This is a genomic window from Brevundimonas sp., from assembly GCF_032017145.1.
Taxonomy (GTDB): domain Bacteria; phylum Pseudomonadota; class Alphaproteobacteria; order Caulobacterales; family Caulobacteraceae; genus Brevundimonas.
In genome coordinates this window covers 1-22,758 of the sequence record NZ_DALZQC010000030.1, presented here as the reverse complement: position 1 = coordinate 22,758, position 22,758 = coordinate 1, and the positions used below count along the sequence as shown (strand labels likewise).

The window sequence follows — 22,758 nt, the reverse complement described above, 5'->3', positions numbered from 1 at the left end:
GGCCTCAAGCAGCGCGAAGCGCGGTAGGCCACAAAAAAAGCGACGCTGGGTCAGGCCGTTGGTCTGATCCAGCGCATCGCCGCAAGGGCGGCGAATCCGACGACCAGTCCCCAGAAGGCCGCGCCGATCCCGAACAGGGCCAGGCCGGAGCCGGTGGCCGCGAAGGTCAGGACGGCGGCCTCGCGCTCTTCAGTCTTCGCCAACATGGCGCCCAGCGCCCCGGTCAGGGCCGCGATCAAGGCCAGCCCCGTGATGATGGCCAGGACGGCAGGCGGCATGGCGATGAACAATCCCGCCAGCGGCGCTGCGAACAGGGCCACGACCGCATAGAATCCGCCGTAGATGATGCCGACCATCCACCGTTTCGCCGGATCGGGATGGGCGTCGGCGTCCGTGCAGATTGCGGCGGTGATGGCGGCCAGATTGACTCCATGCGCCCCGAACGGCGCGGCGACCAGGCTGGTCAGGCCGGTGGCGAAGATCAGGCGGTTGGCGGGCGGCTGGTAGCCTGCGGCCCTCAGCACCACCAGCCCTGGCAGGTTCTGCGAGGCCAGGGTCACCAGAAACAGCGGCAGGCCCAGGCTGACCGCGACCTTCCAGTCGAAGGCGGGCATGACGGGCGTCAGACCGCCGAACAGGCCGGTTCCCGGCGGCAGGCCGATCCGCCCCCGGAAGGCCAGTACAGCAAAGGCGGCGACCAGAACCGCAGGCAACGCCCAGGCGGGCCGCAACCGCCTTGCGACGATGAAGACGGCCAGCAATCCGACCGCCAGACCCTTCTCGTCCGGCACGACCTTGAACAGCCTCAACACGAAGGGCAGCAGCACCCCCGCCAGCATGGCCGAGGCGACGGAGGCCGGGATTTTCTGCGCCAGCCGCCCCAGCGCGGGCAAGAGGCCCGTCAGCACCATCAGGACCGCCGCGAACACGAAGGCCCCGATGGCGTTGGCCCAGCCCAGCCCCAGCGTGGAGGCCGCCAGCAGGGCCGCGCCCGGCGTCGACCAGGCCAGCACGACCGGCATCCTTAATCGCCAGCTCAGCAGCATGCCCGGCAGGCCGATGCCCAGGCACAGGGCGGTGACCATCGAAACGATCTGGCTCGGACTGGCCCCCAGCGCCTGGCCCGCCTGGACCACCAGGGCGACCGTGCCGCCGAACCCGACGACGGTGGCCACGGCGGCGGCGGAGAAGCTGGCGGGGGGCGGGAGGTCGGACGCGCTCATGGCCCTACGGATAAGCGGGGCCGTTGCGTCCCGAAAGCAAAAAGGGCCGCCGGTTCGTCCCGGCGGCCCCCTGAGTGTTCACCGATCCGTCGGGATCAGCCCTCGAAATCTTCCGGCAGGCCCACGGCGTGGAAGCCTGCATCGACGTGGACGACTTCGCCCGTGGTCGAACGGCCCAGGTCCGAGCACAGCCACAGGGCCGCGCCTGCCACACCTTCCATCGAGGTCTCTTCCTTGATCAGCGAGAACTGCGCGGACTTGGAGTGCAGGCCGCGTCCGCCTGAAATGCCCGCCAGCGACAGGGTGCGCATGGCGCCCGCCGAGATGGCGTTGACGCGGATGTTCTTGGGTCCCAGGTCGCGCGCGATATAGCGGGTGGCGGCCTCCAGCGCGGCCTTGGCCACGCCCATGGTGTTGTAGTTCGGAATGACCCGCTCGGACCCCAGATAGGTCAGGGTGATCATCGATCCGCCATTGGGCATCAGCCTGGCCGAGCGACGCGCCACATCCACGAAGCTGAAGGCCGAGATGTTCAGGGCCAACAGGAAGCTGTCGCGCGTGGTGTTGTCGACGAACGACCCTTTCAGCTCATCCTTGTTGGCGAAGGCGACCGAATGGACGACGAAGTCGATCGTGCCGAATTCTTTTTCCAGTTCGGCGAAGGCGGCGTCCATCGAGGCGTCGTCGGTGACGTCGGCCTGGATCAACAGCTTGGCGCCGACGCTTTCGGCCAGCGGACGCACGCGGCGCTCCAGCCCCTCGCCCAGATAGGTGAAGGCCAGTTCGGCGCCCTGGGCGGCCAGTTGCGAGGCGATGCCCCAGGCGATGGAGCTGGAGTTCGCGACCCCCATGATCAGGCCCTTCTTGCCTTTCATGAGGTCTCCGGTGGGCATGTCCCAGCCTTCGCTCGTCGCCATGATACGTCTCCTGATGATTTGGCGGAGGGTTAGCAGGGGCCGGTGCGAACCGGAACCCCCGCAAGCTTCCCCAGGGTTAAAGCAGGGCCGAAACCGCCTGACGCGCGGCCTCGCCCAGGTCTGGGCGTTTCAGCGCCAGGGCGACGTTGGCGCGAAGCAGGCCGATCTTGTCGCCGCAATCGTGGGTCACGCCCGCATATTCGACGGCGGTGAAGGTCTGCGTCCGCATCAGCCGCGCCATGGCGTCGGTCAGCTGAATCTCGTTGCCGGCGCCCCGTTCCTGGGTCGCCAGCAGGTCGAAAATTTCCGGCTGCAGGATGTAGCGGCCCGCGATGGACAGATTGGACGGCGCCGTGCCGGGGGCGGGCTTTTCGACCATCCCCTTCATGGCGATGCGATTGCCCTCGCGGGCGGCGGGATCGACGATGCCGTATTTGTGGGCCTGCTCGATATCGACCGATTCCACCCCGATCAGATTGCCGCCCGTCTCGGCGTAGACCTCGACCAGCTGCTTCAGGGCGCCGGGCTTACCGTCCACGATCACGTCGGGCAGGACGACGGCGAAAGGCTCGTGGCCGATGATGTCGCGCGCGCACCAGACGGCGTGCCCCAGGCCCTTGGGCTGCATCTGGCGGGTGAAGCTCATTTCGCCGGGACGCGCCAGTTCGGCGTTCATGGCCGCCAGGATCTCGGTCTTGCCCTTGGCCTCCAGCTGGGCCTCAAGCTCGATCTGGTGGTCGAAATAGTCCTCTATGGCTTCCTTGGAGCGGCCGGTCACGAAGACGATATGCTCGATCCCCGCCTCGCGCGCCTCTTCGACGATGTAGGACAGGATGGGTCGGTCGACGACGTTCAGCAGTTCCTTCGGCGTCGTCTTGGTGCCGGGAAGAACCCGCGTGCCGAGACCGGCGACGGGGAATACGGCCTTGCGCAGGCGCGTGGGCGTGGAGGTCATAAATGAATCCTGACAGCTATGCCGCCCCTTCTAACCGGTGCGGGCCGGCGAAAGAAGGGGCGGGACGGCGGTCGGTTCCGACCTTATTTGGCGGGACGCGCCATCGGGGTCATGGCGGCGATGGTCGAGCGCTGGGCCATAAGCTGATCTTCGGGCAGGGGGATCAGGCCGCGGTCGGCCAGATAGCCGCCCTTGCCGGCCGAGCCTTCCGACAGGAATTCCTGCACGAACTGCTGCAGGCCGGGGATCACGCCGATGTGGGCCTTCTTCACATAGATGTAGAGGCTGCGCGACAGCGGATAGGCGCCGCTGGCGATGGTGTCGGCGGTGGGCGAGACGCCGTCGATGGTCTCGGCCTTCACCGTGTCCAGGTTCTGCTCCAGGAAGGAATAGCCGAACACGCCCAGCGAGCCCGGCGTGCGGGTCAGGGTCTGGACGATGGCGTTGTCGTTCTCGCCCGAATCGATCCAGGCGCCGTCCTCGCGCAGGGTGTGGGCGATGGCTTCGAACCGGTCCTTGTCCCCTTCGATGGCCTTGACCCCCGGAACCAGCTTGGCGCCCGGCGTCATGCCCAGCTCCAGGAAGGCGTCGCGCGTGCCCGAGGTGGGCGGCGGGCCATAGACCTGGATGCGCTGGACCGGCAGGCCCTTGTTCACGTCGTTCCATGTCTTGGTCGGGTTGGCGACGAAGGTTCCGTTCGGGCTGGGCACGTCCTTGGCCAGACCTTCATAGAGATCGTTCAGTTCGAAGTTGAAGCCGTTGCCGTTGCGGGCGGTGGCGATGACGATGCCGTCGAAGCCGATCTTGATCTCGACGATGTCCTTGACGCCGTTCTTGGCGCACAGATCGAACTCGGACTGTTTCATCTGGCGCGAGGCGTTGGCGATGTCGGGGGTGTTGGGGCCGACACCCTGGCAGAAGGCCTGAATACCGCCGCCGGTGCCCAGGGATTCGACGCGCGGCGCAGCCCCGCCGGAGGTGCGGGCGAAGGTCTCGGCGACGCGGGTGGCGAACGGGAAGACGGTGGACGACCCCGCCGCCCAGATGCCTGAGCGGGTTCCCGACGGCGAACCGCCCGCGCCGCCGCCGTCGCCGCAGGCCGCCAGGGCCATGAGGGCCGTCGCCGCCACGGCGTATTTCAGTGAACGGATCATCAGTCGCTCTCCCTGAGCCTCGATTTCGCGACGCTTAGACCAGAGGTTTGTGACGGTTTTTGTCGCCGGTCAGCGCCCCGTCACAGCAGGCGGCGACGCATGACCTGCGACAGGGTGTCGATCAGGGTCACGGCGACCACGACGACGATGACGATGGCCGAGACGGCGCGGAAATCGAAGGCGTTCATACTGTCGAACAGCACCTGGCCGATGCCCCCGGCGCCGATCAGGCCGAGCACCGTCGCCGAACGGCTGTTGGATTCGAAGCGGTACAGGGCGAACGACGTCCACAGCGGCGCGACCTGCGGCAGCACGCCCCAGACGATCTCGTGCAGCTTGCCCGCGCCTGTGGCGCGCACGCCCTCGACCGGACCCTTGTCGATGGATTCCACCGCTTCCGAGAACAGTTTGGCCAAGACGCCGGCCGTGTTCAGGGTGATGGCCAGGACGCCGGCCAGCGGCCCCAGGCCCACGGCGGTGACGAACAGCAGGCCGATCACCAGGTCCGGCACCGAACGCAGCAGGTTCATCACCCAGCGCACCGGCGTCACGATCCAGACGGGGGCGATGTTGCGCGCCGCCGCCAGACCCAGCGGAATGCCCAGAAGGACGGCTAGGAAGGTGCCCCACAGGGCGATCTGGACCGTCTCCCACATCTTGGCGACGAACATCTTCCAGTCGGCGAAGTCGGGCCGCAGCAGGTCGTGGACGAACAGTTTGGTGCTGTCGTTGCCCGCGAACAGGCGCGAGATATTGCCCAGGTCCACCGCATCGATGCTGTAGAGCAGGACGGCCGCGACGCCGCCCCAGACCAGGATGTCGGCGACCCAGGCGAGGGTCGATTTCTTGGGCGCCGCCGGAATGGCGAGCGCAGGAGAGGCTGTGGTCAAGGACGCACCTCGCGCAGGCTGCGCAGGCGTTGCAGTTCGCGCTCGGCGGCGGCGGCGCCGGCGGTGTCGCCCTTGGCGCGGGCCTCGCCCAGCTTCTGGTCGGCGATCATCTCGCGGATCGGGTCCAGATAGCTGTCGTCGGCGGCGGCGAAGCGCGAATATTCCAGGTCCGCCAGGATTTTGCGCTGACGCTCGGCCTCGGCGCCTTCGCCCTGGCCATAGGTCAGGAAGAAGCTGCGGATCTTTTCCTTCAGCGCCGGGTCCAGGTCCTCGCGCACGACGATGCCGCTCTCGGGGATCGGAGGCGAGGTCCAGATGTCCTCGATCTGGGCGGCCAGCTGCGGGTTCTCCTTGCGCATGAACAGGGTGTTGACGCTGTTGGAGGTCGCCACGTCGATCACGCCGGTCGCCACGCCGAAGGCGTTGGCCTGGTGGTTGGCCGAACGCACCGTCTTGAAGCACTGGCTGGGAACCACGCCGCGCGGATTGAACAGGAAGGTCAGAGGGGCCAGGGTGCCCGAGGTCGACTGGGCGTCGCCGATGCCGAAGTTGTATTGCTTGCCGCACGCCAGAACCTTGTCCAGCGTGATGCCCGAACCCTTCTTGACGATCAGGGTCGATTGATAGCTGTCCAGACCCTCGCGGTTGACGGTGCGGGCGATGACCTCGGCCTTGGCGCGGTCGATGGCCTCCACCTCGGGCTTGGCCGAGAACCAGCCGACCTGGGTGTGATTGCCGCGCATGGCCTCGACCAGGACGGTGTAGTTAGAGCCGAAATAGGGTTTCACCGGCACGCCGACGGCCTTGGACATGTCGTCCAGCAGCGGCTGCCACAGCGGGCCGGCCGAGGCCTGGCCTTCCGCCGACAGGATGGAGAAGGTCAGCTCCGTGGGCGCGCCGCCCGCCGTCTTCTTGTCATCGCCGCCGCCGCCGCACGCGGCCAGGCCCAGGATCATCACGGCGGCGCCGGCCGCCGCCATCAGACGGTGGGTGGGGGCAATACGGGACAGGCTCATGCCTTGGTCTCCCAGAACGCGTCCTCGAATTCGGGACCGTAGATTTCGATCAGGCGCTTTTGGTCCAGCGCCGTGGAGGGGCCGTCATAGACGATCTTGCCGCCCTGCAGCGCGATGACCCGGTCGCAGTAGCGGATGGCGTAGTCGACCTGGTGCAGGGTGACGATCACGCCCAGGCCGTCGCGCTTGTTCAGCTCGACCAGCAGCTCCATCACCTTGCGGGCCGACACCGGGTCCAGCGAGGCGACGGGTTCGTCGGCCAGAATGGCCTTGGCGCCCTGGACGATGGCGCGGGCGATGGCGCCGCGCTGCTGCTGGCCGCCCGACAGGGTGTTGGCGCGCTGGGCGGCGTAGTCGCTGACGCCGACGCGGTGCAGGGCCGCCATGGCCTTGTCCTTGTCGGCCTGGGGCCACATCCCCAGAAGGCCTTGCCACGAGGGCAGGCGGCCCAGGGCGCCCAGCATGACGTTGGAGAACAGGCTAAGGCGGCCGACCAGATTGAACTGCTGGAAGATCATGCCCAGCTTGCCGCGCGCCTTGCGCACCGCCCCGGTGACGCGGCCGTCCTTCTGCACCGTCTCGCCGAAGACCTGAATGGTCCCCTTGCCGGCGTCGATGGACTGAAGCCCGGTGATGGAGCGCAGCAGGGTGGACTTGCCCGACCCGGACGGTCCGATCAGGGCGACCATCTCGCCCGAGGCGACCGAGATCGAGACGCCGTCCAGCGCCTTTCGCGATCCGAAGGTCTTCGACACGTCACGCGCCTGGACTAGCCCGGGGGCGACGGCGGCTGCGGATGAACTCATGAACTCGCTAGGAGGCTGTGGCGAAGGGGCGCCGCATGACGCGGCGAAGGCGTTTGGGCAAGTCCTAATCGCACGGCGCGAGGGATTTCGTCTAGCCCGCGCTTGTCCGGGCCGGGGCGCCGCAGCGCCGCAGCCGCTCGGCGTCCGCGACATTGGCGAAGTCCGCATCCTGCATCAGCCGCGCGTCCATCGCCGACGCCGCCCGCGCCAGAACCGGATGGACGGACAGGGAGGCCAGGGCCTTGCGCAGCCTGATCGCGCTGGTCAGGTCGTGGGCGCCGTGACGGACCACGGGGCCGAAGATGTCGTCCAGCAGATCGTGCGCCGACAAGGGCTCGGCCAGCACGCGGTCGCAGGGCGGCCGGTCGTCGGGCGCCGTATCGGCCCACCGGTCCAGAAGCCGCACCCCCGAACCGATCACCCCGACCACGGTGCCGATGTCGTTGACGGCGGCCGACAGGGCCTTGTCGGCGATTTCGCCCAGCACGATCAGCCCATACCGCGGATCCTGGTCGAACGACCGTTCGCGCCCCAGGGTGAAGGCGGTCTGCACGGCATCGGTGTCCATGGCGTCGCCGCCCAGCCGCGCCAGGGGTTCGCCGCGCATCAGGAAGGCGCCGGGCCGGGCGATCACCTGGATGCGACCCTCGGCTCGTTCGGCTGTCGCCTGAAGGCTCTGGATGTCCACGTTCAGCACATAGCCGGTCTGGGCCGCCGTCACGACCGGCCCTTGATCCAGAACGCCGGCCGACGCGCCCATGCGGGGCCGCTTCGCCTCGGCGGTCAGGGCGGCCAGGGTTTCGGCCTCGACCCGCTCCACCGTATGGCTGAGGCGCGCCAGCCGCGTCAGGCGGCTGACCCAGGTCAGCAGGCGAAAGGCGACCAGGGCCACCACCGCCAGGCTGAACAGGAAGATGATCGCCCGGCCGCCCGGTCCGTAATACTGGGCGTTGATCGCGGTGACCCCGACGATGGCGTAGAGGAAGGCGCCGACGAAGGTGGCCAGGGCCTTCTGGGTGCTTTCGTCGCCCGTGATCAGGGCGGCGGCGCGCGGCGTCGCGGCGCTGGAGACGCTGGTGTAGGCGGTGACCATGGCCCCCAGCGAAAAGGTCGCGACGGCCAGCAGGCTGGACGCCAGTATGGTCAGCACCGCCTCGACCGAATCCCCGCCGAACCGCTCGGCCAGCACCGTCGGCGCGAACGGCGCGCCCCAGGCGCCGGCCAGGGCCGCGACCACGCCCAGCGCCGCATAGAGGCTGGCCCGCCACCACAGCTGTCGCGACATCCGTCGAAACAGGAATATCCAACGGTTCATCCGCGCCTCCGCCGTCTGAACGGCCGCCAAAGGCCAAGGTTGCCGCTGTTGCGGTCATTACGGGGGTGGACGGACATTTGTGACAGTCCCGGTCCGATCAAACCCAGGCCCTGCCATGAAATTACCGCTTTACATGACAGTCCACAGCCCCCATATCGCGCTCTCCGGCGGACCCCGTAGGTCTAACCGTTACGCGCTGCTAACGCCGGTCTGGGTTAACAATTAGCAGGGGGTTACGTGAATTGCGCACGTACCAACTTCCCCTGGACCTGGTCCGTGAGCGGCCTCCTGAACGTCCCGTCGCCCTCGTGCGGCCGCGTTCGGTATCCGTAGCGGCGCGCTGGTTCCAGGATAATCTGAAAGCCGACGTCTTCTATGCTGTGAAGGCCAACCCCTCGCGCTGGGTCATCGAGACCCTGGTCGAGGCCGGCGTTCGCGCCTTCGACGTGGCGTCCATCGCCGAGATCGAACTGGTCCGTTCGGTCAGCCATGACGTGCGCCTGGCCTTCATGCATCCGGTCAAGAGCCGGTCTGCGATCACCAAGGCCTATTTCGATCACGGCGTCCGCACCTTCTCGCTGGATTGCGTGGAAGAGCTGAACAAGATCCTCGACGCCACCGGCGGCGCCGACGACCTGAACCTGATCGTGCGCATGGCCGTGTCGGCGGACGGCGCCGCCTATACCCTGTCGGGCAAGTTCGGCGTGTCGTCGGATCAGGCCCCCGCCCTGCTGCTGGCCACCCGCCAGGCGGTCAAGGAAGGGTTGATGGGCGTCAGCTTCCATGTCGGTTCGCAGTGCATGCGCCCGACCGCCTATCAGGCGGCCATGGCCCAGGTCGGCCGTTCGATCAGCCGCGCGGGCGTGATCGTCGATATCGTCGATGTCGGCGGCGGCTTCCCGTCGGTCTATCCGGGCATGGTCCCGCCGGACATGAGCGAATACGCCGACGCAATCCATCGCGGCTTCAACGAGATGCCGGTGTCTGAAACGACCGAGCTGTGGTGCGAGCCCGGCCGGGCGCTGGTCGCCGAATCCTCGTCGATCCTGGCCCGCGTCGATCTGCGCAAGGGCGACGTCCTGTATCTGAACGACGGCTCCTACGGCTCGCTGTTCGACGCGACCCATTCGCGCTGGCCCTTCCCGACCAAGCTGGTCCGGGACGGCGAGGCGTCGGGCGATCTGAAGGCGTTCCAGTTCTACGGTCCGACCTGCGACTCGATCGACCATATGCCGGGCCCCTTCTGGCTGCCGACCGATGTGCGCGAAGGCGACTTCATCGAGATCGGCATGCTGGGCGCCTATGGCGTCGCCATGTCGACCGGCTTCAACGGCTATGGCGAACACGACATCGCTGTAGTCGAGGACGCCCCGATGGCCTCGCTCTACGGTCTGGCGCCGCGCTCCATCCCCACCGTGCGCACCACGGCGGAAGAGAACGCACGCAAGGTCGTTCGCCTGTCGCGTCCCAAGGGCAAGGCCGGTCAGCGCAAGTCGCGCCGGAAGTAGGGCGCCCGCACCTCATATCCGTCATCCTCGGGCTCGACCCGAGGATCGGCCGCTGTGCGTTACCCTTGCGAGGAGAGCACGGCGGAACCTCCGACGCTCGGATCAAGTCCGAGAGTGACGGCTCAAGGTTGGGCGTCTATCGGTCCTGTCGGTCGCTCCGTCCCGGCACGTCTGCTTGTTCGACGGGCGCTCAAATCACAGGGAAACCGCCGAAATGAACGCTCCCGTTCAATCGAACACCAAGGCCCAGCTGCTGCAGAACGTCGTCGAGCACGTCGACATCACGTCCTTCGACGCCCGTCCGATCATCGACTCGATGCGGAAGATGTCGTTCAGCAGCCGCGACACCGCCCGCGCCGCCGACATCTTCTCGATGGCCATCGAGGATGCGGATTGCTCGCCCTGGCTGATCCTGGCCGGTTCGACCTCGGCGGGCGGCTGCATGGACGTCTATCGCGACATGGTGAAGTTCGGCATGGTGGACGCCGTGGTCGCCACCGGCGCCTCCATCGTGGACATGGATTTCTTCGAGGCCCTGGGCTTCAAACACTATCAGGCCGCCGGCCAAGTGGACGACAACGTCCTGCGCGACAACTACATCGACCGCATCTACGACACCTATATCGACGAGGAAGAGCTTCAGGCCTGCGATCACACCATCCTGGAGATCGCCAACCGGCTGGAGCCACGCGGCTATTCCAGCCGCGAGTTCATCTGGGAAATGGGCAAGTGGCTGTCGGAGGGCAACGCCAAGAAGCCCGGCTCCCTGATCCAGACCGCCTATGAAGAGGGCGTGCCGATCTTCTGCCCGGCCTTTGTGGACTCGTCCGCCGGCTTCGGCCTGGTCAAGCACCAGAAGGAGCGTGCGGCCGCCGGCCAGCCCTATCTGATGCTGGACGCCATCGCCGACTTCCGCGAACTGACCGACATCAAGATCGCGGCGGGCGTCACGGGCCTGTTCATGGTCGGCGGCGGCGTGCCCAAAAACTTCGCCCAGGACACGGTCGTCTGCGCCGAAATCCTGGGCGTTGAGGCCGAGATGCACCGCTATGCGGTCCAGATCACCGTCGCCGACGTCCGCGACGGCGCCTGTTCGTCGTCCACGCTGAAAGAGGCCGCCTCCTGGGGCAAGGTCCAGACGACCCACGAACAGATGGTCTTCGCCGAGGCCACCACCGTCGTGCCCCTGATCGGCTCCGACGCCTATCATCGCGGCGCCTGGAAGGCTCGCGAGAAGCGCCGTTGGAACAAGCTGTTCGACAGGGCGTGAGCCAAACAAAAAGGCCGGTGGATCGCTCCACCGGCCTTTCTTGATTCAGCAATAGTGGGATCAGGCCGCGCAGGCCTCAAACCCGGCCCGCAGCGCCGCTTCGTCCAAATCCCGGCCGATGAAGACGGCGCGGCTCCAGCGGCGTTCGGCGGTGCCCCATTCGCGTTGCAGGTCGCCTTCCAGGATCATGTGAACGGCCTGGAAGACCAGACGGCGGTCCTCGCCCTTCACCTCGATGATGCCCTTGGCGCGCAGGATGTTCTGCCCCTGCTCGCCCAGCAACCGGTCCAACCAGGCGGTGAACTTGGCGCCGTCCAGCGGGCGGTCCAGCGACAGGGAGATCCCCTTGATGTCGTCCTGGTGGGCGTGGCCCCTCGCGCCGTGATCATGATGGTGGTGGTCATGCCCGTGGTCGTGGTCATGATGGTGGTGATCGTGGCCGCAATGTTCGTCGTGCACATGGCCGTCCGCGCCATGCGGCGGGTTCACGAAGTCCGGCTTAACCTCGAGAATGCGCTCCAGATCGAAGGCCCCCAGGCCCAGCACCTGATCCAGCGGCACGTTCGACCGTTCGGCCCGCACGATGGGCGCCAGCGGATTCAGTGCGCGCAGGCGCGCCTCGACCGCCTCCAGTTCGTCCGCCGTCGCCAGATCGACCTTGTTCAGGATGATCCGGTCGGCGAAGGCCACCTGTTCGCGCGCCTCCCTGGAATCGTCCAGTCGCGCCATCACGTGTTTGGCGTCGACCAGGGTGGTGACGCTGTCCAACTGGGTCTTGGCCTTGACGTCCTCGTCGACGAAGAAGGTCTGGGCCACCGGACCGGGGTCGGCCAGGCCCGTCGTCTCAACGATGATGGCGTCGAAGGCGGGTTTGCCGGGGCGCTGGCGCTTCATCAGGCCTGCGACCACACGGATCAGGTCGCCGCGCACGGTGCAGCAGACGCAACCGTTGTTCATTTCGAACACGTCTTCGTCGGCGCCGACCACCAGGTCATTGTCGATGCCGATCTCGCCGAACTCGTTGACGATCACGGCGTAGCGCTTGCCGTGATCTTCGGTCAGGATGCGGTTCAGCAGCGTCGTCTTGCCCGCCCCCAGATAGCCGGTCAGCACGGTGACGGGAATCTTGCCGTTCGTTGCGGCGGAGGAGGCGGGGGCGGCGAGGGTGTCGGTCATAGGCCGCTAGATGGCGGCTGACATCACGCTTGGGAAGAGGGAGCCTTAAGCCTTCTTCACGAACTCGGTGCGCAGGACCAGGCCGCGCACCTTTTCGACATTGGCCTCGATCTCGTCGGGATCCCCGGTCAGGCGGATGTTCTTGACCAGGGTCCCGCGCTTCAGCGTCACCCCGCCCGATCCCTTGACCTTCAGGTCCTTGATCAGGGTCACGCTGTCGCCATCGGCCAGGATGTTGCCGTTGGAGTCTTTGGTCACGTCGTCGGTCATGGTGGGGGTTCTAGCGTCGGGTCGGGCGAATATCCATGCTAAATATATGGCTATTGGACACGGTCTCCTCCCCACATCGTGGGGAGGTGGCGCGGCGCTTCTTGAGCGCCGTGACGGAGGGGTTCTTCACGCTGCACAGCCAAGAGCCCCTCCGTCTCTCCGCTACGCTTCGAGCCACCTCCCCGCAAAGCGGGGAGGAGACAATCAATCCGGCACGTTTGCCTCAAGCTCATCCAGCCACACCCGCGCCGAACCATCCGACGGCGCCCGCCAATCGCCGCGTGGCGACAGCGACCCGCCCGTCACGACCTTTGGCCCGTTCGGCAGGGCAGATCGCTTGAACTGGGCGGTCTGGAAGAAGCGGATCAGGAACTTCCGCAACCAGCCCTTGATCGTCGCCAGATCGTATTCGATCTTCTCGTCCTCGGGGGTGTTCGCCGGCCAGTCGCCCGCGCCCGCGTCGCCCCAGGCCTGATGCGCCAGGAAGGCGACCTTGGACGGCGCCATCCCGAACCGGCTGATGTAGAACAGGAAGAAGTCGTTCAGCGCATAGGGGCCGACGGTCCCTTCCGTCGATTGGATCACACCGTCCTTGGCCGGCACCAGTTCGGGCGAGATCTCGGTGTCCAGAATGGCGTGCAGGGTCTCGCGCGCCTCCCCGCCGATCAGATCGCCCGTCGCCACCCAGCGGATCAGGTGACGGATCAGGGTCTTCGCCACCCCGCCATTGACGTTGTAGTGGCTCATATGGTCGCCGACGCCATAGGTGGCCCAGCCCAGCGCCAGTTCCGACAGGTCGCCGGTCCCCAGGACGAACGCCTTGTTCTGGTTCGCCAGCCGGAACAGATAGTCGGTCCTCAGGCCTGCCTGCACGTTCTCGAAGGTGATGTCATGCACCGGCTGACCCTCGGCATAGGGGTGGCCGATATCCCGGAACATCTGTTCGGCGGCGGGGCGGATGTCGATCTCGGCCCCCGTGACGCCCAGCGCGGTCATCAGCGCCCAGGCGTTGGACCTGGTCCCGTCCGAGGTCGCGAACCCCGGCATCGTATAGGCCAGTATGCCGGTCCTCGGCAGGTCCAGCCGGTCGAAGGCGCGACAGGCGACCAGCAGGGCTTGGGTCGAATCCAGTCCCCCCGACACCCCGATCACCAGCGACCTGGCGCCCGTCGCCGTCATCCGGCGCATCAGCCCCTGGACCTGGATGTTGAACGCTTCATAGCAGTCCTGATCCAGCCGCGCGGCGTCGTCCGGCACGAAGGGGAACCGGTCCAGCGGCCGGATCAGGTCGCTGGCCTCATGGTCCTCGCGCGCCAGGAAGGGCACGACGGTCGCCGCGTCGCCCTCGTTCCGGGCGCATTCGGAAAAGGTGCCGTTCCGCAGCCGATTCAGCCCGATCCGGTCCACGTCCACATCGGCGAGGGTCAGGTGGCTGTCCAGGGCGAACCGCTCGCCTTCCGCCAATTTCGACCCCATTTCGTGAACCGTCGCCTGCCCGTCCCAGGCCAGGTCGGTGGTGCTCTCGCCCCAGCCCGAGGCGGCGAAGACATAGGCCGACAGGGTGCGCGCCGAATGGCTGGCGCTCAGCATCGCCCGCTCGTCCGCCTTGCCGATGACGATGTTGGACGCCGACAGGTTCAGCAGGATGCGCGCCCCCGCCAGCGCGGCCCGCGTGGACGGGGGCAGGGGCGCCCAATAGTCCTCGCAGATCTCGACGGCGAAGACGAAGCCCGGCCGATTCGCCGCCTCGAAGATCAGGCCCGGCGCGAAATCCACCGTCTCGCCGTTCAGCCGGACCACGTCCTCGGTCCGCGCCGTCGCCGGGGCGAACCAGCGTTTCTCGTAATATTCGCGGTAGTTGGGCAGATAGGTCTTGGGCACGACCCCCAGAACCTCGCCCCCGCCCATCACCACGGCGCAGTTGAACAGGGCGTCTCCGCTGCGGATCGGCGCCCCGACCACGGCGACCAGATCGGCGCCGCCCGTCGCCTCGGCCAGGACCGCGATCTGCCGCTCCACCTCCTCCAGCAGGGCCGCCTGCATATGCAGGTCGTCGATGGCGTAGGCCGACAGCGACAGCTCGGGAAAGACCATCAGGTCCACGCCCTGTTCGCCCGCCTGGCGGATCAGCGCCAGATGCTCGCCCGCATTCGCCTTCGGATCCCCGACATGCGCCACGGGCGTCGCCGCCGCCACGCGCACGAACCCGTGGGTCTTGGGCGAGAAGAAGGAAGAAGCATCGGTCATCGGATCGTCCTGCGCCCGGCCTCGCCGGTCCCTGGCCCTCATATAGGCGCGAAAGACGAAGGGACGGAATCGCCTTCGCCAAGGCGAGGCGCAGACCGAGCCGAAGGCCTATCCCGCCTGGGCCCAATCGACATTCAGCCTAGTTACGTCATTCCGGGGCGTCCGAAGGACGAACCCGGAACCCAGGAGGCATGCATCCGGCGGTAGAATGCGTTTGGTGCGGCGCTTGCGGCCCTGGGTTCCGGGTTCTTCGCTTCGCTCAGCCCCGGAATGACGGAGGTGGCCAATCCTAACGCACGTCAGTCGAACCTAACGCCCCGGCGTCTCGTCCGGGCGCAGGGTCAGCACGCGCACGCCGTCCCTTTTCACCGCCACCGTGTGCTCGAACTGGGCCGACAGTTTTCCGTCCGAGGTGACCACGGTCCAGCCGTCGTCCTCGGTCAGGACCGTGCGGACGCCCTGGTTCAGCATCGGCTCGATGGTGAAGGTCATGCCTTCGCGCAGGGTGACGCCCGTTCCCGCCCGGCCGAAATGCAGCACCTGCGGCTCCTCGTGCATCTCGCGGCCGATGCCGTGCCCGCAATAGTCGCGCACGACGCAATAGCCCGCCTGTTTGGCATGGCGTTCGATGGCGAAGCCGATGTCGCCCAGGCGCGCGCCGGGCCGCACGGCGCGAATGCCCTTCCACATCGCCTCATAGGTGGTGCGGACCAGACGGCGCGCCTGAGGCCCCACCGATCCGATCAGATAGGTCTTGGAGGAATCGGCGATGAAACCGTCCTTCTCCAGGGTGATGTCCAGATTGACGATATCGTCGCTCTTCAGCACGTCGTCGGCCGAGGGCATGCCGTGGCAGACGACCTGGTTGATCGAACTGTTCAGCACGAAGCCATAGCCGTACTGGCCCTTGCTGGCCGGGCGCGCCTTCAGCTCGTCGACTATGAACCGCTCGACCCGCGCGTCGATCTCCAGCGTCATCATCCCCTCCAGCGCCATCCCGTCCAGATGGGTGAAGACCGAGGCCAGCAGCCGGCCCGAGGCGGCCATCAGCTCGATCTCCTGCGGCGTCTTGGTCACGCCGCCGCGCCCGTCGTCGTCGTCGCCGCCACGCCCGCCGCCTTCAGCTCGCGCGCGACCAGCTCCTGAAACGTCAGGCCGGGGTTCGTCTCGCCCAGCATGCCGATCCTGATCCAGAAGGCCGCTTGGGCGTTGATGGAGCGATAGGAGGCCTTGGCGGCCCGACGCAGCTGCTCGTGCAGTTCGTCCTCGATGTTGACGATGCCCATGCCTGATCTCGACTATATGAAACGTATGCGTAACATATATTCTGTCGGCGATCCGCCGCAAGCGCCTCTTTTTGCGAATGCGGATGACGTCCGCCCTCGCCCCCGCTAAAGCCATCGCATGACCGACACGCCGAAAAAGGGCTGGTTCCAGCGCCTGTCCGCTGGGCTCTCGCGCTCCTCCAAACAGATGACCGATCAGGTCGTCGCCACCTTCGTCAAGGAACCCCTCTCCGAGGCGTCTCTGGAGCAGTTGGAGGAACATCTGCTGGAAAGCGACCTCGGCCCCGCCGCCTCGGCCCGGATCGTCGAACGTTTTCGCGCGCTGAAGTTCGGCAAGGACGCGCCGGAACGCGAGGTCAAGGAGGCCCTGGCCGAGGCGGTCGCCGCCGAACTGTCGCCGCGCCAGGCGACCTTCGATCCGCTGAGCGGGCCCAAACCCTATGTCGTCCTGTTCGTGGGTGTGAACGGTTCGGGCAAGACCACGACGCTGGGCAAGATCGCCGCCGACCTGACGGGCAAGGGCGCCAGGGTGATGATCGTCGCCGGCGACACCTTCCGCGCCGCCGCGCGCGAGCAGTTGAAGGTCTGGGCCGAACGGGCCGGCGCCGATTTCGAAAGCCGTCGCGACGGCGCCGACGCCGCCGGCCTGGCCTTCGACGCCTATCAGAAGGCGCGGGCCGAAGGTTACGACGTGGTGCTGATCGACACCGCCGGGCGGCTGCAGAACAAGTCGGCCCTGATGGACGAACTGCTCAAGATCGTCCGCGTGCTAAAAAAGGTCGATCCCGAGGCGCCGCACGACACGCTTCTGGTGCTGGACGCCACCGTGGGCCGCAACGCCCTGGCCCAGGAACAGATTTTCGGCCGCACCGCCTTCGTCACCGGCGTCGTCATGACCAAGCTGGACGGCACGGCGCGCGGCGGGGTGCTGGTGCCGGTGGCCCAGGCGTCGGACGCCCCCCTGATGCTGATCGGCGTGGGCGAGGGGGTGGAGGACCTGCAACCCTTCGACGCGCGCGCCTTCTCCCGCTCGCTGGTGGGACTGGAAGACTGACATGACCGACACGCCGAAAAAGGCTTCCAACATCCGTCAGGCCGTCGACTTCGGCGCCCTGGTCGCCTTCATGGCCGCCTATGCCGTCAACCGCTTCGCGCGGGGCCTGGACGGGCAAGAGGCCCTGGTCCAGGCGACCTGGGTTCTGGTCGGCGCGTCCCTGATCGCGCTGATCGTCGGCTATGCGGTGGAGAAGCGCCTGGCGCCGCTGCCTTTGCTGACGGGCGGTTTCGCCCTGATCTTCGGCGTGCTGACCATCCTGTTCCACGACCCGGACCTGTTGAAGATCAAGCTGTCGATCCAGAACGGGCTGCTGGCGGCGGTGCTGCTGGGCTCCCTGCCGCTTAACCGCTATCCGTTCAAATATCTGCTGGGCGAGGCGATCAAGATCACCGACCGCGGCTGGCGCGGCCTGACCCTGCGCTACGGCCTGTATTTCGCGGCCGTGTGCCTCGTGAACGAGATCGTCTGGCGCACCCAGTCGGACGACGCCTGGGTCGCCTTCCGCGGCGGGCTGTGGATCGCCTCGGCCGTCTTCGGCGTATGGCAGGTCTTCTTCATCATGAAACATATGATCAAGGACGAGGAGCCCGCGCCGGTTTCGCCGGATACGGGATTGTAGAACCGCAAGCGGAACTGTCACGGAATCGACGCGCTTTTCCCGTCAAATCGTAAAGCTGAGCTGATACGTGTTCGGACGAAACTTTTGGGGAGCCGTGCGATGGTGAAGGCCGGTAAGTCAGGGCGCAGGGTCGGGCCGCTGGGCGCCTCGCCCAGCCATCTGATGCATCGCGCGCTGCAACTCGCGCTGGACATCTACGCCGAGGAGACGGGGCCTGACGGCCTGACCCAGCGTCAGTTCGCCGTGCTGGAGGCCGTGTCCCTGAAGGCGGGTCTGACCCAGACCGAACTGGTCCGCATGACCGGCATCGACCGTTCGACCCTGGCCGATCTGGTCACGCGCATGACCGCCAAGGGCCTGCTGGAACGCGAACGCTCGACCCTGGATGCGCGCGCCAAGGCCGTGCGTCTGTCCACGGAAGGGGCCGCCCGGCTTGAGGCCGCCCGCCCGCTGGTCGAGGCCGCCGACAAGCGGATCATGGCTCTGCTGCCCAAGGGGCAGCGGGAGAGTTTCCTGACGCAACTGGCCGAACTGGCCGCCGCCGCCGACGCCGCGCCTGACGCCGCCAAGGCCGAGGCCAAGGCCGCCAAGAAGGCGCTGAAGGCGGCCGAGAAGGAAACCAAGAAGGCTGAAAAGGCGGCGCGCAAGGCCGACCGCCCGGCCAAGCCCGCCAAGATCAAGAAGCCCAAGCTTAAGCTGGTCGAGACGGTCTGACGGGAGGCGTTATCCTCTCCACCGTCATCCTGGGGCTAGGTTCAATCGACATTCAGTCGGTCGAATTGTCAGATCGTCATTCCGGGGCTGAGCAAAGCGAAGAACCCGGAACCCAGGGCTGCGGTCGCGCTGCTGAACGCATCCGGCGCCGGATGCGCGCCCCCTGGGTTCCGGGTTCGTCCTTCGGACGCCCCGGAATGACGGTTTAGAGTTGAATGTCGATTAGCCTGAGCCCCCAGGATCCAGAATCCCTGTGGGCGAAGCGTGAGATGATCGCCCAATCACCGGGAGTCTGGATCCTCGCCACAAGGGCGAGGATGACGAGCCAAATGGCGTCTATAACTTGCGCCGCAGCCGTTTCGCATTGGCGACGGCGGTCCTGTGGATGGGGGCCATCGCCTCGGCCTGGGCCTTCAGCAGTTCGTCGTTCAGGGTCAGGGCCTGGGCCGCCGCCCGGCTCCACCAGCCCATCGCATAGCGGACCTGCACCTCGGCCGCCTGGGCCGGGGTGCGCGCCTGGGTGACTGCGGCGGCGGCCCGCAGCGCATGGGCGCCCTCGTCCATCGCCACCCGCCCCAGCCGCTGGCTGATGGCTCCCGCGCTGGCGGTCACGGCCCCGGCCGAGGCGGACAGGGCCTCGGCCTTTTCCGAGCTCATCAGCGACAGCTCCTTGAAATCCTGTCCCTTGGCGCTGGTCAGGCCCTGCGCCATCCGGCCGGTGCGGGCCGCGATCACCTCGGCGGAGGCGGCCAGCAGTTCGGCCCCGACCAAGGCGGCGTCCGCGACCGTAGGGGCCCGGCGGCTCAGAGCGCGACCTCCGGCTGGACTTCGGCGGCGAAGGCCGCGACGTCGCCGAGCAGGGCGGGGACCGCCGCCTCGATGATCTGCCGGCCCTTCTCCGGGCTGGCCTGGGCCGGGTCCGAGCCGATGCGGCCGTCGGGGAAGCGGGCGCGATAGTCCAGGGCGTCGCGGATCGGCCCGTTCGGCGCGATCTGCGGCGAATAGTCGGCCGTCTTGATCCGGTCGGGATAGGCGGCCTGGGTCACGGCGATCTCGGACGGGGTGGCGTGCATCCCGTGGCCGGTCGGAAACAGCCGGTTGCACAGGCCGTTCACGCCCGGCAGGTCCCACCAGTTCTTCAGCTTCAGAATGAACGGCGGCCGGTCCTCGACGAAGCTCCACTCGGCGTAGATTTCCGAGATGGTCGCCTCGATGGTGGCGACATTGCCGCCATGGCCGTTCAGGAAATAGATGCGCTCGAACCCGTGCCAGCTCAGCGACGACACCCAGTCGGTGATCACGGCCATGAAGGTCGAGGGACGCAAGCTGATGGTGCCGGCGAAGGCCAGGTGGTGCTGGGCCATGCCGATGTTGAAGGTGGGCGCCACGATCAGGTCGGCGTCGGTCTTCTCGGCTTCGTGGGCGATGATCTCGGGGCACAGCCAATCGGTGCCCAGAAGGCCGGTCGGGCCGTGCTGTTCGTTGGAGCCGATGGGCACGACCACGGTCTTGGACAGCGCGCCGCCGTCGTTCAGGCGGGCGTCGATCTCGGGCCAGGAGGACAGGTGGATCAGCATGGGCGGGCTTTCACTCTACGATACGCGCCGACGTTAGCGCGCCCGGATCAGGAAGTCGCCTGAAGCGATGGAGCGGGGGACGATTTGGGGGCATGGGCGGCCACGAAGATGCGCGCCGCCTCCCTGGCGCGCGCCGCACGCTTCTCGGGCGCCAGTTGCGGCACGTCCAGCATGGCGCGCAGATGGCCGTGGCCCAGCACCAGGCCCGAGAACATCTCGGCCGCCTGCTCGGGATCGGCGACATCCAGCCGGCCCAGCCGCGTCTGTTCGGCCAGCCACGCCGCCACCTCGCGCAGGCTGCGTTTCGGTCCGGCTTCGTAGATGGCGTGGGCGATCTCGGGCGCCTCGGTGGAGATCAGGGCGACCCCGCGCATCGAGCCCACCTTGTCGGCGCTGCACACCCGGTTCAGCAGCGTCAGGGCCAGGGTCTCCAGCACCGTCTGCGGATCGTCGGCGGTGCGCAGGGGCGCCACGATGTCCTCCACCCGTTTGGCGGCCAGGGCCTGGGCGATCTCCAGCTTGGAGGCGAAGCGGTTATAGACCGTCTGTTTGGACACCCCGGCCAGTTTGGCGATCTCGTCCATCTTGGCCTGCAGCCCCTTGTCGGCGAACAGGGCGGCGGCGGCGTCCAGGATCGCCTCGCTCTTCTTCTCGTCCACCTGCCCGCGACGGCGCGCCATCAGTGGGCGTCCGACGGCGGGGCGCCGGCCTGGGCCTTCACCGGCTGGGCCAACAGGGTGACGAAGGCCGCGCCCGCGCACATGACGCCCAACAGGGCGAAGGCGTCGCCGAACGCCATGGTCGTCGCCTGCCGTTGCAGGATCCCATAGATGGCCTTCATCGCCGAGGCCGCCGGGTCGATGGTTCCGGCGAACCGCTGGGTCATGCCGGCCAGCATCTGGCGCACCGCCTGGTCGCCCTGGCCGATGGCGCTGGTCAGTTCGGTCATATGCAGGGCGGTGTTTGACGTCAGGCTGGTGTTCAGTATGGCCAGGCCGAAGGCGCCCCCGACGTTGCGCGCCAGATTGACCAGGCCCGAGGCGTTCTTGACCATATGCGGCGGCAGGGTGGCCATCGTCACCTGCTGCGAGGCGATCATGGCCAGCATCACTCCTATGCCCCGGAACGCCTGGACCGAGGCGAACTCCCAGAAGCCCCAGTTTTCGGTGACCAGCCGCGCCTCCCACATGCCCCAGGCGCACATCATGAAGCCGCCGAACATCAGGATGCGCGCGTCCATCTTGCGCACCAGCCGCCCGGCGAAGGGGGCGGTGGCGAACATGGCCAGGCCGGAGACGACCATGGTGGTGCCCACCTCCGACGAGGAATAGTGCAGCACCCGACCCAGGAACAGCGGCAGCAGGAAGGTGCCGCCGAACAGGGCGAACCCGACGATGAAGGTCATGATGAAACCGACCAGGAAGTTGCGGTTGCCGAAGGCGCGAAGCTCCACGATCGGCTGGCGATAGGTCAGCGACCGCCACACGAAGATCGGCCCAGCGACGGCGGCCACCACCGTCAGCAGCAGGATATGGGTGTCGTCGAACCAGTCGTTCTTGGCCCCTTCCTCCAGCACGAACTGCATGGACATCAGAAAGACCGCCATCAGGCCCAGGCCCCACCAGTCGAACCCCTTCGCCAGGGACGGATCGCCCTTGTCGAAGTTCCCATAACGGCCGACCAGGAACAGCACGATCAGCCCCGGCCCGACATTGATGAAGAACAGCCAGCGCCAGCTCAGCCATTCGGTCAGGTGCCCGCCCAGCGTCGGCCCCACGGTCGGGGCCAGGGTCACAATCAGACCCATGACCACGCTGGCCGTGACCCGCTTGTCCGGCGGAAAGGCGGTGAAGGCGACGGCGAAGACGGTCGGGATCATGGCCCCGCCGACGAAACCCTGGATGGCCCGAAACAGGATCATCATGTCGATGGATGACGACAGGCCCGTCGCCACGCTCATCAGCACGAAGCCGGCGCACGAGGCCAGAAACAGCCTCTGCGTCCCCCACAGGCGCGACAGGAACCCCGACAGGGGGATCATCACCACCTCGGGGATCAGATAGGCGGTCTGGATCCAGCTGATCTCGTCGGCCGAGGCCCCGACCCCCGCCTGGATCTGCGGCAGGGAGGCGGCGACGATCTGGATGTCCAGGATGGCCATGAACTGGCCCACCACCATGCCGGCGAACCCCAGCAGCAGCATGGTCCAGTTGATCTCGGGATGGCCGGCGACGGGGCCCTTTGACGTGGCGGGGGCCCCGCCGTCGGCGGCGGGGGCGGCGGCGGTCACTGGCCTGCGGCTCCGCCCACGGTCCCGGTCGCGGCCTCGGCGAAGCTCTGGCCGCCCTGGCTTTTCAGGTCGATCTTGACGTCGACCGACAGGCCCGGACGCAGGGCCAGGTTCCGGTCGTCGCCGCTGACCACGATCCGCACCGGCACGCGCTGGGTGATTTTGGTGAAGTTGCCGGTGGCGTTCTCCACCGGGATCAGGGCGAACTCGGACCCGGTGGCGGGGGCGAAGCTGTCGACCCGGCCCTGGATCTTGCGGCCGGGGAAGGCGTCGGCCGAAATCTCGACCGCCTGACCCAGGCGCACCTTGTCCAGCTGCGTCTCCTTGAAGTTGGCGACGATATAGGTGTGGGTCAGGGGCACGATGGACAGCAGTTGCGTGCCGGCGTTGACGAACTGGCCGGGGCGCACGCTGCGGGCGCCGACGACGCCGGCGGCGGGCGCCCGGATGACGGTGCGCTCCAGCGCG

At 67.3% G+C, this 22,758-nt stretch carries 23 protein-coding genes; 5 read left to right on the top strand and 18 right to left on the bottom strand.

Annotation, left to right across the window (positions count from 1 at the left end):
- Nucleotides 1–50 precede the first annotated feature (50 nt).
- From RTU05_RS07275 to RTU05_RS07240, 8 genes are all read right to left on the bottom strand, one after another.
- On the bottom strand, nucleotides 51–1,223 hold the full coding sequence (locus RTU05_RS07275) for a benzoate/H(+) symporter BenE family transporter (RefSeq protein WP_312596986.1): 1,173 nt from the start codon (nucleotides 1,221–1,223) through the stop codon (nucleotides 51–53).
- 95 nt (nucleotides 1,224–1,318) lie between these two features.
- Nucleotides 1,319–2,116 carry an enoyl-ACP reductase gene (locus RTU05_RS07270; RefSeq protein WP_312597002.1) on the bottom strand — a complete coding sequence of 266 codons (798 nt, stop codon included), beginning with the start codon at nucleotides 2,114–2,116 and terminating at the stop codon, nucleotides 1,319–1,321.
- Nucleotides 2,117–2,216: 100 nt separating this feature from the next.
- A complete protein-coding gene (gene galU, locus RTU05_RS07265; RefSeq protein WP_312596984.1) occupies nucleotides 2,217–3,095 on the bottom strand; it encodes a UTP--glucose-1-phosphate uridylyltransferase GalU in 879 nt (292 codons plus the stop codon).
- An 83-nt stretch (nucleotides 3,096–3,178) separates the two neighbouring features.
- Nucleotides 3,179–4,249, bottom strand: a complete 1,071-nt coding sequence (locus RTU05_RS07260) for a substrate-binding domain-containing protein (protein ID WP_312596982.1) — start codon at nucleotides 4,247–4,249, stop codon at nucleotides 3,179–3,181.
- Nucleotides 4,250–4,329: 80 nt separating this feature from the next.
- The gene (phnE, locus tag RTU05_RS07255) at nucleotides 4,330–5,139 is read right to left on the bottom strand and encodes a phosphonate ABC transporter, permease protein PhnE (RefSeq protein ID WP_312596980.1); all 810 of its coding nucleotides are present in this window, start codon (nucleotides 5,137–5,139) and stop codon (nucleotides 4,330–4,332) included.
- The gene (gene phnD / locus RTU05_RS07250) at nucleotides 5,136–6,155 is read right to left on the bottom strand and encodes a phosphate/phosphite/phosphonate ABC transporter substrate-binding protein (RefSeq protein ID WP_312596978.1); all 1,020 of its coding nucleotides are present in this window, start codon (nucleotides 6,153–6,155) and stop codon (nucleotides 5,136–5,138) included. Before phnD ends, phnE begins: the two co-directional genes overlap by 4 nt.
- Nucleotides 6,152–6,961: a phosphonate ABC transporter ATP-binding protein gene (gene phnC, locus RTU05_RS07245; protein ID WP_248119368.1), complete on the bottom strand. Its 810-nt coding sequence runs from the start codon at nucleotides 6,959–6,961 to the stop codon at nucleotides 6,152–6,154. Before phnC ends, phnD begins: the two co-directional genes overlap by 4 nt.
- Nucleotides 6,962–7,052: 91 nt before the next feature.
- A complete protein-coding gene (locus RTU05_RS07240; RefSeq protein ID WP_312596976.1) occupies nucleotides 7,053–8,276 on the bottom strand; it encodes a DUF2254 domain-containing protein in 1,224 nt (407 codons plus the stop codon).
- 242 nt (nucleotides 8,277–8,518) lie between these two features.
- On the opposite strand from RTU05_RS07240, the gene RTU05_RS07235 reads away from it, so the two are divergent.
- Both RTU05_RS07235 and RTU05_RS07230 read left to right on the top strand, forming a co-directional pair.
- Nucleotides 8,519–9,784 (top strand): type III PLP-dependent enzyme, encoded by a 1,266-nt coding sequence (locus tag RTU05_RS07235; protein WP_312596975.1) that lies wholly within the window; start codon nucleotides 8,519–8,521, stop codon nucleotides 9,782–9,784.
- Between the two features lie 214 nt (nucleotides 9,785–9,998).
- Complete coding sequence (locus RTU05_RS07230; RefSeq protein WP_312596973.1) at nucleotides 9,999–11,054, top strand: 1,9-bis(guanidino)-5-aza-nonane synthase; 1,056 nt, start codon at nucleotides 9,999–10,001, stop codon at nucleotides 11,052–11,054.
- A gap of 60 nt (nucleotides 11,055–11,114) precedes the next feature.
- On the opposite strand, the gene RTU05_RS07225 is transcribed toward RTU05_RS07230, so the two are convergent.
- The 5 genes from RTU05_RS07225 to RTU05_RS07205 form a co-directional block, all read right to left on the bottom strand.
- Nucleotides 11,115–12,230, bottom strand: a complete 1,116-nt coding sequence (locus tag RTU05_RS07225) for a GTP-binding protein (protein ID WP_312596971.1) — start codon at nucleotides 12,228–12,230, stop codon at nucleotides 11,115–11,117.
- Nucleotides 12,231–12,275: 45 nt separating this feature from the next.
- The gene (locus RTU05_RS07220; protein WP_017506643.1) at nucleotides 12,276–12,500 is read right to left on the bottom strand and encodes an alkylphosphonate utilization protein; all 225 of its coding nucleotides are present in this window, start codon (nucleotides 12,498–12,500) and stop codon (nucleotides 12,276–12,278) included.
- A gap of 204 nt (nucleotides 12,501–12,704) precedes the next feature.
- The gene (locus tag RTU05_RS07215; RefSeq protein WP_312596969.1) at nucleotides 12,705–14,747 is read right to left on the bottom strand and encodes an NAD(+) synthase; all 2,043 of its coding nucleotides are present in this window, start codon (nucleotides 14,745–14,747) and stop codon (nucleotides 12,705–12,707) included.
- Between the two features lie 309 nt (nucleotides 14,748–15,056).
- A complete protein-coding gene (map, locus tag RTU05_RS07210) occupies nucleotides 15,057–15,824 on the bottom strand; it encodes a type I methionyl aminopeptidase (RefSeq protein WP_312596967.1) in 768 nt (255 codons plus the stop codon).
- Nucleotides 15,821–16,033 carry a ParD-like family protein gene (locus tag RTU05_RS07205; protein WP_312596965.1) on the bottom strand — a complete coding sequence of 71 codons (213 nt, stop codon included), beginning with the start codon at nucleotides 16,031–16,033 and terminating at the stop codon, nucleotides 15,821–15,823. Before RTU05_RS07205 ends, map begins: the two co-directional genes overlap by 4 nt.
- Before the next feature lie 118 nt (nucleotides 16,034–16,151).
- On the opposite strand from RTU05_RS07205, the gene ftsY reads away from it, so the two are divergent.
- The 3 genes from ftsY (at nucleotide 16,152) to RTU05_RS07190 (ending at nucleotide 18,423) form a co-directional block, all read left to right on the top strand.
- The gene (gene ftsY, locus RTU05_RS07200) at nucleotides 16,152–17,087 is read left to right on the top strand and encodes a signal recognition particle-docking protein FtsY (protein WP_312596963.1); all 936 of its coding nucleotides are present in this window, start codon (nucleotides 16,152–16,154) and stop codon (nucleotides 17,085–17,087) included.
- Between the two features lies 1 nt (nucleotide 17,088).
- Nucleotides 17,089–17,709 (top strand): septation protein IspZ, encoded by a 621-nt coding sequence (locus tag RTU05_RS07195; RefSeq protein ID WP_312596961.1) that lies wholly within the window; start codon nucleotides 17,089–17,091, stop codon nucleotides 17,707–17,709.
- A 99-nt stretch (nucleotides 17,710–17,808) separates the two neighbouring features.
- Nucleotides 17,809–18,423, top strand: a complete 615-nt coding sequence (locus RTU05_RS07190; RefSeq protein WP_312596959.1) for a MarR family transcriptional regulator — start codon at nucleotides 17,809–17,811, stop codon at nucleotides 18,421–18,423.
- Between the two features lie 336 nt (nucleotides 18,424–18,759).
- On the opposite strand, the gene RTU05_RS07185 is transcribed toward RTU05_RS07190, so the two are convergent.
- The 5 genes from RTU05_RS07185 to RTU05_RS07165 form a co-directional block, all read right to left on the bottom strand.
- On the bottom strand, nucleotides 18,760–19,194 hold the full coding sequence (locus tag RTU05_RS07185; RefSeq protein ID WP_312596957.1) for a phasin family protein: 435 nt from the start codon (nucleotides 19,192–19,194) through the stop codon (nucleotides 18,760–18,762).
- 32 nt (nucleotides 19,195–19,226) lie between these two features.
- A complete protein-coding gene (locus RTU05_RS07180; RefSeq protein WP_312596956.1) occupies nucleotides 19,227–20,000 on the bottom strand; it encodes a creatininase family protein in 774 nt (257 codons plus the stop codon).
- 47 nt (nucleotides 20,001–20,047) lie between these two features.
- Nucleotides 20,048–20,680 carry a TetR/AcrR family transcriptional regulator C-terminal domain-containing protein gene (locus RTU05_RS07175; RefSeq protein WP_312596954.1) on the bottom strand — a complete coding sequence of 211 codons (633 nt, stop codon included), beginning with the start codon at nucleotides 20,678–20,680 and terminating at the stop codon, nucleotides 20,048–20,050.
- Nucleotides 20,680–22,290: a DHA2 family efflux MFS transporter permease subunit gene (locus RTU05_RS07170; protein ID WP_312596952.1), complete on the bottom strand. Its 1,611-nt coding sequence runs from the start codon at nucleotides 22,288–22,290 to the stop codon at nucleotides 20,680–20,682. The genes RTU05_RS07175 and RTU05_RS07170 overlap by 1 nt, the downstream gene beginning before the upstream one ends.
- A partial coding sequence (locus RTU05_RS07165) for an HlyD family secretion protein (RefSeq protein ID WP_312596950.1) occupies nucleotides 22,287–22,758 on the bottom strand: 472 nt, incomplete at its 5' end. The genes RTU05_RS07170 and RTU05_RS07165, both read right to left, overlap by 4 nt.

Excerpts from the sequence above, each read along its gene's own strand:
- RTU05_RS07275 (WP_312596986.1), bottom strand. The coding sequence starts at position 1,223 with ATGAGCGCGTCCGACCTCCCGCCCCCCGCCAGCTTCTCCGCCGCCGCC.
- RTU05_RS07270 (WP_312597002.1), bottom strand. The coding sequence starts at position 2,116 with ATGCCCACCGGAGACCTCATGAAAGGCAAGAAGGGCCTGATCATGGGG.
- galU (WP_312596984.1), bottom strand. The coding sequence starts at position 3,095 with ATGACCTCCACGCCCACGCGCCTGCGCAAGGCCGTATTCCCCGTCGCC.
- RTU05_RS07260 (WP_312596982.1), bottom strand. The coding sequence starts at position 4,249 with ATGATCCGTTCACTGAAATACGCCGTGGCGGCGACGGCCCTCATGGCC.
- phnD (WP_312596978.1), bottom strand. The coding sequence starts at position 6,155 with ATGAGCCTGTCCCGTATTGCCCCCACCCACCGTCTGATGGCGGCGGCC.
- phnC (WP_248119368.1), bottom strand. The coding sequence starts at position 6,961 with ATGAGTTCATCCGCAGCCGCCGTCGCCCCCGGGCTAGTCCAGGCGCGT.
- RTU05_RS07240 (WP_312596976.1), bottom strand. The coding sequence starts at position 8,276 with ATGAACCGTTGGATATTCCTGTTTCGACGGATGTCGCGACAGCTGTGG.
- RTU05_RS07230 (WP_312596973.1), top strand. The coding sequence starts at position 9,999 with ATGAACGCTCCCGTTCAATCGAACACCAAGGCCCAGCTGCTGCAGAAC.
- RTU05_RS07225 (WP_312596971.1), bottom strand. The coding sequence starts at position 12,230 with ATGACCGACACCCTCGCCGCCCCCGCCTCCTCCGCCGCAACGAACGGC.
- RTU05_RS07220 (WP_017506643.1), bottom strand. The coding sequence starts at position 12,500 with ATGACCGACGACGTGACCAAAGACTCCAACGGCAACATCCTGGCCGAT.
- RTU05_RS07215 (WP_312596969.1), bottom strand. The coding sequence starts at position 14,747 with ATGACCGATGCTTCTTCCTTCTTCTCGCCCAAGACCCACGGGTTCGTG.
- RTU05_RS07205 (WP_312596965.1), bottom strand. The coding sequence starts at position 16,033 with ATGGGCATCGTCAACATCGAGGACGAACTGCACGAGCAGCTGCGTCGG.
- ftsY (WP_312596963.1), top strand. The coding sequence starts at position 16,152 with ATGACCGACACGCCGAAAAAGGGCTGGTTCCAGCGCCTGTCCGCTGGG.
- RTU05_RS07195 (WP_312596961.1), top strand. The coding sequence starts at position 17,089 with ATGACCGACACGCCGAAAAAGGCTTCCAACATCCGTCAGGCCGTCGAC.
- RTU05_RS07190 (WP_312596959.1), top strand. The coding sequence starts at position 17,809 with ATGGTGAAGGCCGGTAAGTCAGGGCGCAGGGTCGGGCCGCTGGGCGCC.
- RTU05_RS07180 (WP_312596956.1), bottom strand. The coding sequence starts at position 20,000 with ATGCTGATCCACCTGTCCTCCTGGCCCGAGATCGACGCCCGCCTGAAC.
- RTU05_RS07175 (WP_312596954.1), bottom strand. The coding sequence starts at position 20,680 with ATGGCGCGCCGTCGCGGGCAGGTGGACGAGAAGAAGAGCGAGGCGATC.